We start from the raw sequence: 16,594 nt of genomic DNA, 5'->3' as shown, positions 1-16,594 counted from the left end.
AGGTTGGGGCACGTGACCGGACACCATGTGCTGACCTGGGACGTAACGGCGAGCGGCGGGCTCGAGACCGCCTGGGTGGAGATCGGTCACGACCCGGCGGGGCCGGCCGTACTCCGGGGCCGGGGCCGGGCCGCCGGCCGGGAACCGGAGCCGTACTGGCTCTCGTACGCACTGGAGACCACCGGCGCGGACTTCGTCACCCGGCAGCTGACGGTACGGGTCGAGGACGCGCACGGGAGCCGGGAACTGGAGCTGCGGCGGTCGACGGCCGGCGGCTGGACCGTCGACGGCGGGGCCCGGCCGGATCTGGAGGGGGCGCTCGACTGCGACCTCGGGCTGTGCCCCCTCACCAACACCATGCCCGTACTCCGTCACGCCCTGCACCGGGAACCCGGCGAGCACCGATTCCTGATGGCCTGGGTGTCCGTACCGGACCTGACCGTACGGCCCTCCCGCCAGACGTACACCCACCTGGGCCGCACCGCCGCCGGCGGCGCCGTCGTCCGCTACGCCTCCGAGGGCTTCGCCGCCGACGTGGAGTTCGACGCGGACGGCCTGGTCACCGAGTACCCGCGCCTGGCCCGCCGCATCGCCCCCTGACCGCCACCGCCCCGCCCGCCATACCACGTGAGGCCGCGCAGGGGCGGAATTCGCCGTCCTCGGCCTCCCCGGCACGCGGTTCTGGCTAGCGTGGCCGACAGGCCGCGCCGGAGCGGCGGATGGGGAGGGGCCGGTCACATGGGCACGACGGTGGTGGGTTTCCGGCTCGGCTCGGATACGAAGGGCCGGCAGGCCACGGTGGTACTGACCCAGGCGGGCGTGCTGCACCAGTCCACGGGCCTGCTCGGGATGGCGCCCCGGCCCACCAGGCCCCATCCGCCCGTGGCCCCGGACCCGCATCCCGTGCCGCGTCAGGCCGCCGAGCTGCGCAAGGTGTACGCCGCCCTGCACCACAGGGGCTTCGACCGTGAGCTGATCCCGCCCGCGTGCGTACGCCTGGACACCGATGAGCGCCCCCTGCACGCCGAGCCGTTCGGCCCCCGCGCCCCGCGCCCGCACCCGGAACTCATCGAGGAGTTCACCGGCGCCGCGCCCGCGGGCCCCCGGACGCTGGACGACGCCCTGGCCGCGTTCTACACGGAGATCGGGCTCGTGCCCCGGCCCCGCGCCCCCTTCCCGCCCGGCTCGGCCGGCGTGCCCCCGCTGGTCCGGGAAGCGCTGCGCGCGCTGGCCGAGGGGCGCCCGCTGGCCTCCGGCCCGCGGCCCGGCGCGCGGTGGACGGTCACGACCACGGGCGTACGCCTGCACGCCGGCGGCGTGGGCGAGGACCTCACCCGCCGGGAAGTGGCCGAACTCCAGGCAGCGCTGACCGCCTGGCTGCGCCACCAGCAGCGGACGACCACCGGCAGCGGGTGATCCCGGGCCCTCGGCGGCCCTTCGGTGGACGGCCGACGGCCCGCGCCCCCCTCACGGCGGCGGGTCCGGCGTCTGCCAGGCCCTCATCTGCTCGCGGAACTTCGGGCACCGGACGATGTCCTGCTCACCGCACTGAACGGCGTGGGTCAGCAGCTGATGGGCGTGGTCGAGATCGACCATGCGCTGCTCGATCTCGGTGATCTTGGCGCGGATCATCGCCTCCCGCCGGGGCTGGTCCCGCTGGAACTCCCTGATCTCGGCCAGCGTGAGCCCGGCTTGCTGGCACTTGCGCAGGATGATGATCCGCTCGGCGGCCTCCGGCGGATAGCGCCGCTGGCCGCTCCGGCGTTCCGGGGGCGGGAGCAGACCGTGGCGCTCCCAGTACCGGATGGCCGAGGCGGGCACTCCGGTGATGTCGGCGAGCCGGCCGATCGTCATGGGCACGGACGGTCCCTCCTGGTTCTGGCGCTCTTCCCGTGGGCCCGGCATTTGACTTGAACCTTAGTTCAAGTTGAAGAGTGGTTCCCACGCGGACGGCGGCCGGGGAGCGGCCGCCGCAACGGACTCGGGAGATGCCGCATGACCGGAACGCAGAGGGTGAAGGAGCGGGCCGACCGCCTGGTGGAGGCGGCCGAGAGGCTGTTCGCGGCGGGGGTGATGTCGCACTCCGGGCACGCCAACCTCAGCGCGCGGCTCGACGGCGAACGCCTCCTGCTGACCCCGGGATTCGTCCGCGGGGTACGGCCCGAACACCTGGCGACCGTCGGTTTCGACGGACAGGTGCTCGAAGGCGAACTGCAGTCCGTCAGCGCCGAGATCATCGCCATGCACAGCGTCGTCTACCGGGCGCGCCCCGACGTGGGCGCGGTCATCCACACGCACTCGCCCGCGGCGACCGCTTTCGCCGTGGCCCACCGGCCGCTGCCCTGCCGCACCGAGCCGATGCTGCGTTTCGGACAGGCCGAAGAGGTGCCGGTGGTCCCCTGGGGGCCGCGCGGGTCGGACGTCTCGGTGCGCGGCATCGCCGACGTCCTGGAGCGGCGCCCGACGACGGCCGCGGTCCTGCTGGCCAACCACGGCCTCCTCGTGTTCGGCCCGGACGCCTCGGCCACCGCCCACCTGCTGGTGGCGATCGAGGAGAGCGCCGAGGCGGAGCTCGCGGCGGCGGCGATCGGCGGGGCGGTGGACTTTCCCCCCGGTGCCCGGGAAGCCGTACGGGCCGAGCTCGCGCGGGCGACGTCATGACGGACGACACCCCCGCCGCGCGGGCGGAGGCCGTACGGGACCGCTACCGCTCCACCCTGGGAGCCGTACCGGAGGGAGTGCAGGAGCGGCTGCGCCTGGCACAGGACTTCGGCCGGCTTCCCACCGAGGAGGCGATCGCGGCGCTGCGGCACATCGTGCTGACCGACAGCCCCCTGGGCGGACGGGTGCAGCAGCTCGTCCACTTCGGCCAGCTGCTGGCCCTCGGCCGGGCGCACCCCGCCCGGATCCACGCCCGGGGAGCCCTCCACGCCGGGGCGGGCGTCGCGGACCTCATCGGGGTCGCCGAGACCGCGCTCATCACCGCGGGCGTGCCGGCGTACGCCCTCGGCACCGAGATCGTCGCCGAACTCCTCGCGGACGGAGGCGCTGGGGGAGGCGTACGGCCTCCCGGCGCCTGACCCCGCGGACGCCCCCCGGAGTCCCCGGCTCAGACCGGGGGCACGGGCCGGCTCCCGTGCGGGTGCAGGCGGTGGGTCAGGAAGGCGAGGATCTCGTCGCGGGCCCGGACCGTGGGATGGCCGGCCTCGTCGACGAGATGGGCGGTGACGACGCTGTGCGGGGTGCCGACGAGGTCGGCGAAGAAGGGCGGCGGGGCCGGGTTGGCGGCGCTGTCCGGAAGGACGCGCCCGTCGAAGGAGTCGCCGAGCAGCGCGCGGTAGGCGGCGAAGCGCTGCCCCGTGCACCAGCGGTCGCCCTCGAAGCGGTAGGCGAGGACGGTCAGTCCGTCACGGTCGAGCCGGTCACGCACCGCCCGGGCGTCCTCGGGGTCGAGCTCGATCCCGCCCGGGTCGTCGAGCGGCAGCGACGGGTGGTTGACCACCGGAGCGATCACCGCCGGCTCCAGGGCCATCGTGAGGGCGAAGTTGCCGGTGAAGCAGAGGCCGATCGCGCCCACCCCGGGCCCGCCGCACGCCGTGTGGGCCTGGCGCGCCAAGCCGCGGAGCCAGAGCGTCACCGGGCTGGTACCGCCACCGGCGAAGGCCCGGAACTCCGCGCTGACACAGGCGCGGCGGACGACCTCCCGGCCGCCCCGGGCCGTCGGGAAGGCGCCGTCCGTCCCGAACAGGGAGGGCACGTACACGGTGAAGCCCGCGTCCCGGACCCAGCGGGCGAGCCGCAGGACGTCGGGACTGATGCCCGGCATCTCCGGCAGCACCACGACCGCGGGCCCGGCCCCGGACACGTACACCGTCTTCACCACCTCCTCCACGGCCACGCTCCCGCGGGTGAAGTCCGTGATCGGATCGTCGTCGCTCATGGGGCCAGCCTGCCCCCGGAGCGGCCGCCGGGTGAGGGGCGCGATCGCCGAGGACGGGGGTAATCTCGCCACGACACCGAGGGGGTGCGGGCGTGACGGTGCGGGCGGCGCGACAGGCGGACGACGGTGCGGGTGCGGGTACGGACGGGGACGGGGGGGCCGGCGCCGGGCCGGGCCCGCTGCGCGTCGGGGTCCTGGCGTACCCCGGCTGCTTCGCGTCCGAGGTGTTCGGCGTCCCCGACCTGTTGACGATGGCCGGGCACGTCGCGGGACCGGACGCCCCCGGCTACCGGGTCTCGGTCGTCTCGCCCCGCCGCCGCGTCACGGCGTCGGGCGGCGCGGTCCTGGACGTGCGTCCCCTGCGCGAGGTCGACGTCCTCGTCGTCCCCGGCTTCGAACTGCCGCCCGGCGCGGACCTCGACGCCCGGCTCGCTCCCCTCGCCCCCGAGACCGCGGCGATCCGCGCGCAGGCCGCCGCCGGCACCGCCGTCGTCTCCCTGTGCGTCGGCGCGTTCCTGCTCGCCGAGGCGGGACTCCTCGACGGCCGCCGGGCCACCACTTCCTGGCTGCACGCCGGCGAACTGGCCAGGCGCTGCCCGGACGCCGACGTACGGCCCGAGCACCTGGTCGTCACCGACACGGGGGTGACGACCACGGCCGCCTTCAGCGCCATGTACGACTTCGCCCTGGACCTGATCCGCCGGCACGACGGCGCCCGAGTGGCTCGCACCACCGCCCGGGTCGCCCTCGTCGACGACGCGCGGACCTCCCAGACCCCGTACGTGGACCCGCGGCTCCTCCCGCAGCCCGGGCGGGAGTTCTCCCAGCGGGTCATGCGGCGGCTCGACCAGAACCTCGCCGACCGGTACGACCTCGCCGCGCTCGCGGACGCCTTCCGGGTCAGCACCCGCACGCTGCTGCGCCGCTTCGCCGAGGAGACCGGGCGCAGCCCCCTGGCCCACCTGCAGGCCTCCCGGGTCCGCCGCGCCCGCCATCTCCTGGAGACCACCGACCGCACCGTCGCCGGGGTCGCCGCGGCCGTCGGCTACCAGGACCCCGGCACCTTCGCCGCCCTCTTCGCCCGCCACACCGGCCACCGCCCGAGCGCCTACCGCGCAGCCTTCCGCCGCACGGCCCGTACACCCGCCCGGGACGGCGGCGCGTGACCGGACCGGCGCGGGCCGCTCCGCCCGGCCCCGGGAAGGGTGCGGCCCGGGGCCGGGCGGAAGTAGGTCACACGCCGGGGATCTGACGGGCCCTGAACGCGGCGCGCACGGCGTCCGCCGCGCTCTTGCCGTACATGCGCTCGGCCGTCGCGACCGTCTTCAGCGCCGCGTCCGTGAAGCTCGTGTCGGCGGCGAACCCGAACTGGGCGTTGACGATGACGCGGTCGGCGGTCCGGGCCCCCAGGGCGCCCCGTATGTCGAAGAGGGCGCGGGACCAGATCTCGCCGTCCGCGTGGACCTCGCCCACCCGGTCGGCGTAGACCTTGTTCCCGTCGATCCGGCGCAGGCAGTGCGGCGCGTCGCTGTAGGGGACCGAGTCCCAGTCGGCGACGCACGCCCCGTCCGCCGTACGGGGCCAGCCGTAGCGGGCGTCGGCGTGCGTGCCGACCTCCACGGCCAGGTAGTCGCCGAAGGCCTCGCCGATCGCGCCGGCCTCGGGGGAGGTGCCGAAACCGGGAACCTGCGCGTTGTGGACCGCGTGGCCGTACTCGTGGACGATCACCTCCGCGTCCTCGGCGTCGTCGACGCCGCCCTTGCCGAAGCGGATCTCGGCCTTCTTGTCGGTGAAGAACGAGTTGTCGGCGCCCCACTGGTTGATGCGGACGGGCTGGACGCGGTCGTTGGCCCCGGGAAGCTCGGTGCCGAAGCCCAGGCCCTGCAGGTACTCCTGTGCCTCGTTGACCCAGAAGTAGGCCATGACCTGCTCGAACTGGTCGTCGTGGCGGTCGTACGAGGCGGCGTCCGCGGTCTTCGCGGAGGTGCCGGTGTCCGATCTGACGCTGGCCCACTTCCCCGACAGCCCGCCGCTGCCGTCCAGGTTGCGCAGCGCCGCCGTCGCGTAGGCGGAGGCGGGAACGGCGTCGGCGGAGTCCTTGGCGTCGGCGAGTGTCTGGTCGCCCGAGGACTGGACCGGGTTGACCATGAAGACGCGGCCCTGCGGGAGGGGCGCGGCGGGGGCGGGTGCGGCGGCCGTGGCGGTTCCGGCCAGGGTGACCAGGGCGGAGGCGGCGGTGGCCGCGGCGATCAGGCCGCGGGGGGTACGGCGGGGCATGGAGATCCTCCTGTGAAGGGCGTGATGCGCCGGAGAAACACGCGTGACGTGGTGCGGAGGTGATCCTTCACCACGACGGCGGGCTTTGGCCAGGGTTCGGCATGCCCATTCGACGACCGCGGCCCGGAGCACGGCGATGCCCAGGGGCGTGCGCCAGGGCGCTGCTACGCCGACGCGGCCCAGCTCGCGGAGAGCCCGTCGAGCCAGGCGGGCGGCAGCTCGGCGGCGTCCCACTCCTCGCGCAACGCCGACGGCGCCGTGACGAGCCGTTCCAGGACGGCGAGGCTGGTGGGGGAGTGGAGCAGGGAGTACCGGCCGTGCAGGGCGATGGCGCTGCCCGGCCCGAACTCCGCGTACAGCCGTGCCAGGCGGAGCCGGTGGTCGGCCGCGAACCGCGTGAGCCGTCCCGCGTAGGCGGCTCGCTGCCGGGGGCTCAAGGTGCCGAGGACGGCGGTGAGCACCTGCTCGGAGACCTCCGGATCGAGGTCGGAGACAGTGCTGAACGACAGGTAGAGCGGCGTCACCGCCACCTTCGCCCGCTCCGCCTCCATTCTCCCGACCGGCGGCCGGGGGCCCGAAGGGTCGTCCGCGGGATCGGCACCGACGGCCTGGCGCAACGCCCGTTCGGCGATGTCGCCGAGCTCGTCGGTGACGGCGCGAGCACCGTCGAGCCAGCCCGACGCGTACAGTTCGCCCTTCCCGCCGGGGGCGGTCCTCCCGGGCCCGGCGATCTCCCTGTGGGCTGCGGCGAGCACGCCGGCCCCCACGAGCCCGATCAGCTCCTCGGCGGCATCCGAGGGAACCCCCGACCGGGCGAGGAGCTGGACGAGCGTCGTCCTCGCGTTGTGGAGACTCACCGGGTCGAGCTGCTGCGGTTCTTCGTCGGCGGGGTTCATGGAATCCTCGTCGTCATCGGTCGCGCCGAAGTGAGTTTACGCACACCGCCCCCGGCGTCCGCCACCGCCTGCCGTGTCCGCGCCGGCTCAGGCGTGGACGGGAAAGGCGGCGCACCGCCTCCGCGCACGCCCGGCATCGGCCTACACCTTCTCCTCGTAGAGCTCGACCGTATGGGGCGCGCGGTCGAACAGCGGCACCAGGCGCCCGGCCATCGCGTCGGCCCACGGGCCGACATCGCCGCCGGCGTCGTGGAAGAACCAGGAGTCGAAGCTCCCGAGACCTTCCAGGAAGGGGGTGGGCTCGTAGCGGAGCTCGAGGTGCACCTGGAGGTAGTGGTCGTGCTCGCCGTCGGCGTCCACGACCGCGAACTGCCGTGTGAGGTCCACGGTGAACATCGCGGTGCCGGTGAAGTCGTACGTTCCGTACTGGAAGAGCAGCCCGTCACCGTCGGGTACGGGCGCGGGGTGGAAGCGCCGCAGGCCGAAGCGCAGGTAGGCCGGCCAGGCGTTCCGCGCGGTCAGCCCGGTCCCCGTCGGCCGCCCGGCGTCCAGTTCGCCGCGAAGGGCGGCGAGGGCTTCCTGGGGGCGCGGTGTGCGGGACATCGCACGATCATGACACGGCCGGCCCGGGGGCCGGCTCCGGCTCCCCGCCGAGCCGTCGGCGGTCGGCCGCTTCCCGGGCGAGCAGCGCGTTGAACTGCGCTCCCGTGAGCAGCGCGAGGTTGGTCACCCACAGCCACACCAGGAACACGACGATGCCGGCCAGCGAACCGTAGAGCCGGTTGTAGGTGCCGGACTCGGTGTAGAGCGTGAAGAGGCCCGACGCGCCGAGCCACAGCACCGCCGCCAGCGCACCGCCCGGAAGGCATCGCCGCGTTCCGCGGGCCTGGCGGGGCCCGGTCCGGTAGAGGATGAGGATCAGGGACGTGACGATCAGCAGGAGCACCGGCCACCGCAGCACGGTCATCGTGTCGCCGGCCGGGTAGCCGGCCGCCGCCGCGAGCCGGCGGACCACCGGCCCGGTCGCGACGAGGCTCCCCGCGCCCGCCACCAGCAGGCCCAGCAGCGCGCCGGCGGTGAGGACGAGGACGTGCGCCGCGCGCAGGGGCGGCCGCGTGTCCGGCAGCCGGTGCATCGCGTGCAGGGCGCGGCGGAAGACCGCCAGGTAGCTGGACGCCGACCACAGCGCGCTCAGGACACCGCTGCACAGCAGCACCCACAGGGAGGACGGCTGCGAGGTGAGGCCGTCCAGCGCCTCCCGCAGCACCTGCGCCGACTGGGGAGGGGCGTAGGAGGTCAGGTCGACGATCAGGCGCTCCCGGGTGCCCGCGCCGGTGAGCCCCACCAGGGAAACGGAGACGAGGAGGGCGGGCACCAGTGCGAGCACCGCGTAGTAGGTGAGCGCCGCGGCGCAGTCGGGGACGTTGTCGTCCCAGAGCCGTACCGCGGTATCGCGCAGGGTCCTTCGCACCCGTCTCGCGGAGGCGGGGAAGCGGTTCGCCGAGGTGCTCCGGTGCGTGCGGAGAGTGTTCGCTGCCACGTCGCCCTCCTGCCCCTCCAGACGGCCCTCATCCCGCACGGGCGGAAGCGGCCCCCCGGCGCCGCTTCCCGTCGCCCCACGGCCGGCCCTCAGCCGGAGGCGCGCAGCGCCGCCGTGTGCGCCCTCACCTGCTCGGGGGTCAGGTAGGCGTCGGTGTACTCGAACTCCCGCAGCGTCGGCGGCTTCGAGGACTGGAAGCCGGTCCGGACGAAGTCGTCCCCGGCCACCGCGTTGAGCAGCCAGTTGGTCAGGACGCGCGTCTTGGCGACGTTGGTGCGCAGCGCCGACCAGTGGTAGCCGCGGGCCACGGCCTGGGCCGGCAGGCCGCGCAGCGGGATGCCGAGCGGCTTGGACACCGCGTCGGCGCCGCCCAGGTCGACGACGAGGCCCAGGTCCTTGTGCACGTACGGCTTCAGGGGCTGGTTCCGCAGCGTCGCGATCACGTTGTCCGCGAGCGTGCGCCCCTGGCGCAGGGCGTGCTGCGCGGTGGGCGGGCAGATCGCGCCCTCCTCGTGCGCGGCGAGGTCCGGCACGGCCGCGGCGTCCCCCAGCGCGAACACCCCGGGCGCGCCGGGCACGGTCATCTCCGGGGTCACCAGCAGCCTGCCGCGCACGGTTTCCGCGTCGAGCGTGCCGATCAGCGGGCTCGCCGCGACCCCGGCCGTCCAGATGAGGGTCCGGCTGGGCAGCACCCGGCCGTCGGTCAGCGTCAGCTCCTCGGGGCCCGCCTTGGCGACACTGACGCCGAGGGACACCTGGATGCCGCGGCGGCGCATGATGTCCAGGGCCGCCCGCCCCAGGGAGTCGCCGAGTTCGGGCATCAGCTTCGGGGCGAGGTCGAGGAGGTGCCAGGTGATCTGGCGCGGGTCGAGGCGGGGGTAGCGCTTCACGGCATGGTGGGTGAGCCGCTGGAGGCAGGCGGCCGTCTCCGTGCCGGCGTACCCGCCGCCGACCACGACGAAGCAGAGCCGCGCGGCCCGCTCCGCCTCGTCCTGGCTCGCGTCGGCCAGGTCGAGCTGGGAGATGACGTGGTCGCGCAGGTACGCGGCTTCGGCGAGGGTCTTCATGCCCCGGGCGTGCTCGGTGAGGCCGGGGATGTCGAAGGTGCGGGTGATGCTGCCGGGAGCCAGCACCAGGTGGTCGTACGCGTGTTCCGTCAGCTCGCCGGTGATCGTGCGTACGACGCAGATCTTCGCCCGGGTGTCGATGCCGATGGCGCCTCCGGGGATGATCCGGGTCCGGTAGCGGCTGCTGCGGCGCAGCGAGACGGCGATGGACTGCGGGGTCAGCACGCCGGAGGCCACCTGGGGCAGCAGCGGCAGGTACAGCTGGTAGGAGTTCGGGGTGACCAGCGCGATGTCCGCCTCCGCGGCCGTCAGCCTGCGCTCCAGCCGGCGGATGCACTCGACACCGGCGAATCCGGCTCCCACGACGAGAATCCTCGGTCGTCCCACGGTGTCCGTCCTTTCTCGGGCCTGCCAGGTCCCCCCGCACCTGCCCCGCACGGCCCCGGTCTGCACGTCGAACGGTCCGGTGGTGGCCGAGGCCGGCCGCCAGTTCGGGGGTTTCGGCCGAAGAGCGGCGGAAACACGCGAAGACGTCGAACAGGCCCGAGAGCTACCGATCGCGAGGAGAGGCATTCCCGTGGGGACCATGATTCTGCTGATCGCACCGATGCTGCTGGCCCTGCTGCTGGTCACCCGGGGGGACGGCCACCGTCCCCGCCACCGGGCCGGCCGCAGCTGACGATCGATCGATCCCGTCGAGTGAGGGTGAGGTGGGACCGTGCCGGTACGCGCGGTGGGTTGGGCCAAGTCGTTCCCGGTCCATCTGGGGGTCCGTGAGGCCCGTCGGTGGTGTCTCGCACACCTGAACACCCTGTCGTGGACGGAGGACGCCCCCGACACGGTCCACTCCATCCTGCTCACCGTCTCCGAACTGGTCACCAACGCCCACGTGCACGCGCACAGCAGTGCCCAGCTCGTCCTGACATGGGACGGCTCCTGCCTGCACGTCAGCGTGGCCGACGACGACCCGCAGCTGCCCGCCCCCCGGCAGGCCTCCACCCGGGCGACGTCCGGCCGGGGCCTGGCCATCATCGACGCCCTCGCCGACCGGTGGGACGCCCATGCCTTCCACGGCGGCAAGGCGATCACGGCCTGCTTCCACCCGCCGCAGCAGCCGCCCCCGCACGCCCCGGGCGGCGACGACACCGCGGACCGCGCGGGGTGACGCGCTCCCGGGGGCCTGCCGCTGTCCGTGCGGCCTGCCAGGATGTCCGCGTCACAGCACGAGGCAGGAGAGGTCCATGGGCACCTGGGATGTCGGTCCCTTCGACAACGACACGGCAGCGGACTTCTGCGGCGACCTCGACGAGGCGGCCGCGGGCGAACGCGAGGGACTCGTGCGCGGCGCACTCGTCCGCGTGGTCGACACCGTGGACGTCCTCGAAGCGCCCCGGGCCGACGAAGCCGTGGCCGCGGCCGCACTCGTGGCATCGCAATGCCCGGGGGGTGAGCCCGCCGATCCCGTGTACGGGCCGGAAGAGCCCCTGCCCGATCTCACCGGTCTGCGCGACCTCGCCCTCCGGGCCCTCGACCGCGTCATGACCGGACCGTCCGAGCTCATGGACCTGTGGGCGGGGGAGGACGGCGGCCCCTGGCGCGCGAACGTCCGCCGCCTGCAGGACGTCCTCGCACCGCGTGATCCGGGCGGCGACCGGGCGCCGTAGCGCCCGGTGCCGGGATGCCGACCGCCGCGGGCCGGTTAGCCCCCATGGAAGCGGGCGGAGGGGTCAGCGGCTGCCCCGAAGGCGCCGGAGCATGCCGCGGGCCTGCTCCCGCTTGCGCGGGTCGGCAGCCGCGCGCCGTACCGAGGCGATCGTCCGCTGCCCCTGGGGGCTGCTGGTGAACTGCTTGATCTTCGCGATGATTCCGGACACGGGTCCTCCTGCGGTAGCGCGTCGTGACGCTACGTCGTGTGCCCCGCGACCCTGCGTCGAAACGGTGGCGTACCGGTCACCACGGCGCGGGCGGGCTCGCCCCGACCCTGTACGGTCGCAGGTGAAGGGCGGATGTGGCGCCGACGCAGAACGGGGACGGGAGGCCTGTATGGAGTCGCCGCGGGTAACGGTCCGGGCCGAGGCGGACGGTGCGTGCGTGGTCGTGTGTTCGGGTGAGTTCGACCTGGACACCGTCGGGGAGCTGGAGGCCGTCTGTGCTCAGGAGGCGGCCGGAGCGCAGCGGTTGGTGCTCGACGTCAGCGGGGTGGTGTTCGCCGACTCCTCCTTCCTCAACGTGCTGCTCGGCCTGCGCAACAGACGTCCGCTGGTGCTGGAGGGCCCGCTGCCGCACCAGCTCCACCGCCTGCTCGAGATGACCGGCGTCCTGCCCCTGTTCGAGGTCCGCGACAGCCGCTGCCGAAGGGGCTGACCGCCGGGGCGGGACCCCCGGCGGGCGCGGTCAGCGCCCCTGGGGGGAGCCGTACAGGAAGGTGGCGGTGACGGTCTTGTAGCTCCGGTGGAAGCGGACGTCGGTGGTGTCGGCGAGCTGGTTGACCAGCCGCCAGCCGAAGCCGCCGGGTTCCCCGGGCGCCCACGGCCGGGTCTGGGGCAGGCGCGGGGAGCGGTCCGAGACCTCGACGGTGAGGGCGCCGGCACGGGCCGTCACCTGGAACGCCGTGACCCCGCCGGCGTGCCGGCGCGCGTTGGCGATCAGCTCGCTCACCACGGTCAGCACGTCCTCCACCCGTTCCGGAACCATCTCCAGCTCGGTGAGGACGGCCCGGGCCGTGTCCCGCGCCTCCGCGCAGCTCACGCCGCCCCCAGGCGGGACCGGCAGGATCCGGGACGTACTGGTCCATTTGTCCATGCGCTGCGCCTTCCCCCGGGTCTCGCCGTTAAGCGGCAGCAGGGCGGCTCGCCCGGTGCCGTCCTGTACGACGCCTCCGGCGCGCGATCGGTTCGCCGGCCTCGGCGGGTGCGCGGGCGATCGGACGCCGGCAGCGGTTCGCCACCCTTACCACGCAAGGGTATGGAAGTAAGGTCTCCGTTTATTCGGACTGGCTGGATATGATCGGCATCCTCAACCCCCCGGGGCCGTGTCGGCGGTTCCCCCCTGCCCTCATCCCGGCCCGCCGCCGCCCCGCCCCCTCCCCGCCGCTCCCGAGGACCGATGTCTGCGATGGCACCCGAAGGTTCACCGAGCCCGCCGCCCGTCCGGCGCCGGCGCACCGTCCGCCTGCGTACGATGCTGGTGTGCCTGGCCGTCGTCCCGACCGTGGCGATGGGCACCCAGGTCGCCGTCACCGCGCAGCGGTTGCTGGCCCAGTCGGAGCACCTGCGCGCCGACGTGGAGGCCGGCGAGCGGATCGGATTCCCGCTGATCAGGCTGATGACCGAGCTCCAGACCGAGCGGGCGATGACGGCGGCGCGCTGGGCGGGCTCCGCCGAAGCCGACGGCTCCCTGCCCGAGCAGCGGGCCGAAACGGACCGGGCGGCAGCGGAGTTCCGGCGCCTCGCGGGCACCGGCGACGACAGCGGCGCGCAGCACCCCGGACAGGGCGAGGGGCGCCTCGGCGCCGTGAGCGGGCGGCTCGACCTGCTGGCCTCGTACCGCAAGCGCGTGGACGCCCACAACGGCAGTGCCGAACAGGCGGTCGCGTACTACACCGGCGTGGTCGACGACCTCATACGCGTCTACCAGGATGAATTCAGCCACGCGCAGGACGCTGAACTCGCCCTGGAGAGCAGGCCCGCCGTCGCCCTGTTCTCGGCTGCCGAGATGATCGCACGCGAGGACACCGCCCTCGCGCTGGCCGGCCCCTCCCGCGAGCTGCCGGCCACCGGCTTCTCCGCGTTCCTCGACGCGGTCGGCGCCCACCGCTACCTGTACGACACCTGGATCGTGCCGTACCTCCCACCCGCCGAACTGGCGTCGTACGACAAACTGACCGGATCGGACGCCTGGCAGACCAAGCTCCGCATCGAGAACGCCGTCGTCGCCAACCACAAGGACACCGCCACCGGCGTGAAGCTGCCCGCCGACGTCGACGGCTGGCCCGCCGCACACCGCACCTTCGCGCCGCGGCTCGCCGCACTCAACACCGACCGGGCCCGCGGCGTGCTCGCCCACGCCGACGCCAAGGCCTCCCGGCTGGAGACCGAGGTCTCCTGGCTGGTCGGAGCGAGCGGCGGCGCCCTGCTGCTGGTCACCGCAGTCGTCGTCCTCACCACCCGATCGGTCCTGCGCCGGCTGAGCCGCCTGCACACCCGTACGGTCGCCATCGCCGAGGAGACCCTGCCCGAGGTGGTGGCACGGCTCCAGCGCGGGGAGGCCGTCGACCCGCAGGCGCTGCCGGCCGTGCGCGGACGCCAGGACGAAGTCGGGCAGATCGCCGACGCCTTCGCCCGGGTGGTCGCCGTCTCCGTCGACGGGCACCGCCGACTCGCCGCCGAGCGCCACGGCTTCGGCCTGTTCGCCTCGGGCATCGCCTCGCGCACCGGAAACCTCGTCAGCCGACAGCTGAGCCTGACCGAGGACCTCCAGGACACCTTCGGCCACGACGAGGCGCTCCTGGCGCAGTTGATGCGGTCCGACCAGCTGACGGTGGGGATGCGGCGCCAGATCGAGAACCTGCTCATCCTCGCCGGCGGCGAGGTCCCGGACCCGCACACCGAGCCGATGCGCGTCGCCGACCTGCTGCGCGAGGCCGCCGCGGAGGTCGAGGACTTCCGGCGGATCGAACGGCACGCACTGGACGAGGCGAGCGTTCAGCCGCACGTGATCAGCCAGATCAGCCACCTGCTGGCGGAGCTGCTGGACAACGCGACGCGGTTCTCGCCGCCGCGGTCCAAGGTGGTCGTCCGGGCCGAACTGGTCGCCGACGGCCTGTCGGTCGAGATCGAGGACCGCGGGCCGCGCGTGTCGCCCGCCGGGTACGAGGCGATGAACGAACGCCTGCACTCGGCCCCGCCGTACTCCGTCCTCGCGGAGAACGCGCACCGGCTCGGCCTCTTCGTCGTGGGCCACCTGGCCGACCAGCTCGACGCACGCGTCACGCTGCGGCGCTCCGTGTACGGGGGGACGGCGGCCGTGGTGATCCTGCCGGGCGGGCTGCTGGTGCCCGCCGCGGACGAAGCGGAACACGGGCGGGCAGCGGCGCCGGCGGAGCGGGGGCCCGCGCGTGATCCGGAGCCGTCCGCCGCGCCCGGCCCGGCCCGCGTCCCCGTACGGGCGTCCCTGCCCGAGCCCGTACGCGGGACCCCGCCCGGCGCCGGCGACCCGCCGGCCCCCGCCCCCGTACCGCTGCGGCCCGAGCGGACGCTGCCCGCCCGCCCCACGGCCGCCGCCGACGCGCGACCGGCCCTCCCCGAGCGCGTCCCGCAGACCCACCTCACCCGGCAACTCCGCGGGCCCCGCGCCCCGGAGCCGGCCGCCGGCCGGGACACGGAGACACCCGAAGAGGTGGCCGACGCCTGGGCCGACTACGAAGAGGGGACCAAGAAAGTGGAAGCAGAGCTCGGAGCGGACCAGCCATGACGACGACAGCCAGCGACATGATCTACGGCATCCTGGACAACAACCTGAGCAGGATCGCCGGCATCCAGGGAGCCGTGCTCCTGTCCAACGACGGGATCAAGCTCAGCGCGTACCTGCTGGAGCGGGACCAGGCGGAGCGCATCGCGGCCGCCTCCTCCGGGATAGCCGCCACCATGAAGGCGATATCCAGGGAGATCGCCGGCGGCCAGGTCATCCGCCAGCTGGTGGAGATGGACGACCGGTACCTCTGCGTCGTCGGGTGCGGGGAAGGCAGCACGCTCATCGTGGTGACCTCCCGCAAGGCACGGCTCGGAGAACTGGGCGGCGAGGCCGTCCGGACCGCCCAGGCGCTCGGAGAGTGGCTGGGAACCCCCGAGCGCACTGCCGCGCCGACGTCGTAATGCCGGACGAGCCGCAGCGCCGCAGCCCTCGCCGGACACGGCTGTACGCGCTGACCGACGGCCGCACGGCCGCCGCCCCGCAGACCGTCCTCACGATGGACACCACCATCGTGGCGGCGGTCGCCGGGGACGACGCCCACACCGGACTGGCCACCGAATGGCGGGCCGTTCTCTCCCTGTGCGCGCCGCCCGGGGGAATGGCGGTCGCCGAGGTCGCCGCACGCATGCACATGCGCCTCACTCCCATGACGCTCCTCCTGGGCGAGCTCGCGGACCGCGGGCTGATCCACCACCGCCCGCCGCTGGAAGGCGCCGAGACCACCAATGTCCACCTGCTCATGAAAATCAGGGACAACCTTGCCCGGATATGACACTCCCGACGCTTCCGCCGCCCCGGAGGCGTCCCCTGTCAAGATCCTCATCGCCGGTGGATTCGGAGTCGGCAAGACGACCCTGGTCGAGGCGGTCTCCGAGATCGAGCCGCTGCGGACGGAGGAGCGCCTCACGAGCGCGGGAGTCGGCGTCGACGACCTCGACGGAATCGAGTCCAAGACGCTGACCACCGTCGCGATGGACTTCGGCCGGATCACCCTCGCCGACGCCGGAGTCGTCCTCTACCTGTTCGGCACGCCCGGCCAGGAGCGGTTCTGGTTCATGTGGGACGACCTGCTGAAGGGGGCCCTGGGGGCCCTCGTGCTCGTCGACACCCGCCGTCTGGACCGCGGCTTCCCGGCGGTCGACTTCTTCGAGAGCCGGGGCCTTCCCTTCGTGGTCGGCGCGAACTGCTTCCACGGCGAACAGCCGTACACCGCCGAGGAGATCGCCGCCGCCCTGCGCCTGCGGGATCCCGCCACCCCGGTCCTCCTGCTGGACGCGCGCTCGCGCACGGACGTACGCGACTCCCTGCTGGCCCTGCTCGACGTGGTCATCGCCAACGCGGCGGCGCCGGCCGCTCCCTGAGTAGCCTGCACCCGGTCGCCGGCGGCAGGGGGCGGTTCTCC

At 74.1% G+C, this 16,594-nt stretch carries 21 protein-coding genes; 12 read left to right on the top strand and 9 right to left on the bottom strand.

Translation table 11 applies throughout. The annotated features are described in order from the left end of the window. Positions 1–12: 12 nt before the first annotated feature. Together AB0D45_RS04355 and AB0D45_RS04350 are read left to right on the top strand one after the other, a co-directional pair. Complete coding sequence (locus tag AB0D45_RS04355) at positions 13–600, top strand: putative glycolipid-binding domain-containing protein (protein WP_362455225.1); 588 nt, start codon at positions 13–15, stop codon at positions 598–600. Between the two features lie 138 nt (positions 601–738). Beyond that, positions 739–1,416, top strand: a complete 678-nt coding sequence (locus tag AB0D45_RS04350) for a hypothetical protein (protein WP_362455224.1) — start codon at positions 739–741, stop codon at positions 1,414–1,416. A 51-nt stretch (positions 1,417–1,467) separates the two neighbouring features. Here the strand turns inward: AB0D45_RS04350 and AB0D45_RS04345 are convergent, their stop codons facing one another. Beyond that, entirely contained in the window at positions 1,468–1,854 is a 387-nt protein-coding gene (locus AB0D45_RS04345) for a MerR family transcriptional regulator (protein ID WP_362455241.1), read from the bottom strand. Between the two features lie 141 nt (positions 1,855–1,995). On the opposite strand from AB0D45_RS04345, the gene AB0D45_RS04340 reads away from it, so the two are divergent. Next, positions 1,996–2,661 carry a class II aldolase/adducin family protein gene (locus AB0D45_RS04340; RefSeq protein WP_362455223.1) on the top strand — a complete coding sequence of 222 codons (666 nt, stop codon included), beginning with the start codon at positions 1,996–1,998 and terminating at the stop codon, positions 2,659–2,661. Next, entirely contained in the window at positions 2,658–3,080 is a 423-nt protein-coding gene (locus AB0D45_RS04335; protein WP_362455222.1) for a carboxymuconolactone decarboxylase family protein, read from the top strand. The genes AB0D45_RS04340 and AB0D45_RS04335 overlap by 4 nt, the downstream gene beginning before the upstream one ends. A 29-nt stretch (positions 3,081–3,109) precedes the next feature. Here the strand turns inward: AB0D45_RS04335 and AB0D45_RS04330 are convergent, their stop codons facing one another. Further along, positions 3,110–3,940 carry a dienelactone hydrolase family protein gene (locus AB0D45_RS04330; RefSeq protein WP_362455221.1) on the bottom strand — a complete coding sequence of 277 codons (831 nt, stop codon included), beginning with the start codon at positions 3,938–3,940 and terminating at the stop codon, positions 3,110–3,112. Between the two features lie 92 nt (positions 3,941–4,032). Here AB0D45_RS04330 and AB0D45_RS04325 point away from each other — a divergent pair, with 92 nt between their 5' ends. Beyond that, positions 4,033–5,106 carry a helix-turn-helix domain-containing protein gene (locus tag AB0D45_RS04325; RefSeq protein WP_362455220.1) on the top strand — a complete coding sequence of 358 codons (1,074 nt, stop codon included), beginning with the start codon at positions 4,033–4,035 and terminating at the stop codon, positions 5,104–5,106. Positions 5,107–5,173: 67 nt separating this feature from the next. Here AB0D45_RS04325 and AB0D45_RS04320 read toward each other — a convergent pair whose 3' ends face one another. From AB0D45_RS04320 to AB0D45_RS04300, 5 genes are all read right to left on the bottom strand, one after another. Then, on the bottom strand, positions 5,174–6,217 hold the full coding sequence (locus tag AB0D45_RS04320) for a M36 family metallopeptidase (RefSeq protein ID WP_362455219.1): 1,044 nt from the start codon (positions 6,215–6,217) through the stop codon (positions 5,174–5,176). Between the two features lie 164 nt (positions 6,218–6,381). Further along, on the bottom strand, positions 6,382–7,113 hold the full coding sequence (locus AB0D45_RS04315; protein ID WP_362455218.1) for a hypothetical protein: 732 nt from the start codon (positions 7,111–7,113) through the stop codon (positions 6,382–6,384). Between the two features lie 141 nt (positions 7,114–7,254). After that, positions 7,255–7,716, bottom strand: a complete 462-nt coding sequence (locus tag AB0D45_RS04310) for a hypothetical protein (protein WP_362455217.1) — start codon at positions 7,714–7,716, stop codon at positions 7,255–7,257. 7 nt (positions 7,717–7,723) lie between these two features. Continuing rightward, a complete protein-coding gene (locus tag AB0D45_RS04305; protein WP_362455216.1) occupies positions 7,724–8,653 on the bottom strand; it encodes a YihY/virulence factor BrkB family protein in 930 nt (309 codons plus the stop codon). An 89-nt stretch (positions 8,654–8,742) separates the two neighbouring features. Beyond that, on the bottom strand, positions 8,743–10,107 hold the full coding sequence (locus tag AB0D45_RS04300; protein WP_361604519.1) for an NAD(P)/FAD-dependent oxidoreductase: 1,365 nt from the start codon (positions 10,105–10,107) through the stop codon (positions 8,743–8,745). 331 nt (positions 10,108–10,438) lie between these two features. Between AB0D45_RS04300 and AB0D45_RS04295 the strand changes: the two genes are divergently transcribed. Continuing rightward, a complete protein-coding gene (locus AB0D45_RS04295; protein WP_362455215.1) occupies positions 10,439–10,885 on the top strand; it encodes an ATP-binding protein in 447 nt (148 codons plus the stop codon). A 76-nt stretch (positions 10,886–10,961) separates the two neighbouring features. Further along, on the top strand, positions 10,962–11,384 hold the full coding sequence (locus tag AB0D45_RS04290; RefSeq protein ID WP_362455214.1) for a DUF4259 domain-containing protein: 423 nt from the start codon (positions 10,962–10,964) through the stop codon (positions 11,382–11,384). Positions 11,385–11,447: 63 nt separating this feature from the next. Here the strand turns inward: AB0D45_RS04290 and AB0D45_RS04285 are convergent, their stop codons facing one another. Next, entirely contained in the window at positions 11,448–11,594 is a 147-nt protein-coding gene (locus AB0D45_RS04285) for a hypothetical protein (RefSeq protein WP_362455213.1), read from the bottom strand. Positions 11,595–11,763: 169 nt separating this feature from the next. On the opposite strand from AB0D45_RS04285, the gene AB0D45_RS04280 reads away from it, so the two are divergent. After that, entirely contained in the window at positions 11,764–12,084 is a 321-nt protein-coding gene (locus AB0D45_RS04280; protein ID WP_362455212.1) for an STAS domain-containing protein, read from the top strand. A 30-nt stretch (positions 12,085–12,114) separates the two neighbouring features. Here AB0D45_RS04280 and AB0D45_RS04275 read toward each other — a convergent pair whose 3' ends face one another. After that, complete coding sequence (locus AB0D45_RS04275; RefSeq protein WP_362455211.1) at positions 12,115–12,522, bottom strand: ATP-binding protein; 408 nt, start codon at positions 12,520–12,522, stop codon at positions 12,115–12,117. Between the two features lie 312 nt (positions 12,523–12,834). Between AB0D45_RS04275 and AB0D45_RS04270 the strand changes: the two genes are divergently transcribed. The 4 genes from AB0D45_RS04270 to AB0D45_RS04255 are packed head-to-tail and all read left to right on the top strand — an operon-like array spanning position 12,835 to position 16,553. Further along, positions 12,835–15,192, top strand: a complete 2,358-nt coding sequence (locus AB0D45_RS04270; protein WP_362455210.1) for a nitrate- and nitrite sensing domain-containing protein — start codon at positions 12,835–12,837, stop codon at positions 15,190–15,192. Continuing rightward, positions 15,189–15,593, top strand: a complete 405-nt coding sequence (locus AB0D45_RS04265) for a roadblock/LC7 domain-containing protein (protein ID WP_361604540.1) — start codon at positions 15,189–15,191, stop codon at positions 15,591–15,593. Before AB0D45_RS04270 ends, AB0D45_RS04265 begins: the two co-directional genes overlap by 4 nt. Beyond that, entirely contained in the window at positions 15,593–15,964 is a 372-nt protein-coding gene (locus AB0D45_RS04260) for a DUF742 domain-containing protein (protein ID WP_361604543.1), read from the top strand. Before AB0D45_RS04265 ends, AB0D45_RS04260 begins: the two co-directional genes overlap by 1 nt. After that, entirely contained in the window at positions 15,951–16,553 is a 603-nt protein-coding gene (locus AB0D45_RS04255; protein ID WP_362455209.1) for an ATP/GTP-binding protein, read from the top strand. Before AB0D45_RS04260 ends, AB0D45_RS04255 begins: the two co-directional genes overlap by 14 nt. The last annotated feature ends 41 nt before the right edge of the window (positions 16,554–16,594 follow it).

This window comes from Streptomyces sp. NPDC048352, from assembly GCF_040651895.1.
GTDB lineage: Bacteria > Actinomycetota > Actinomycetes > Streptomycetales > Streptomycetaceae > Streptomyces.
This window is presented reverse-complemented; position numbering and strand designations above follow the sequence as displayed.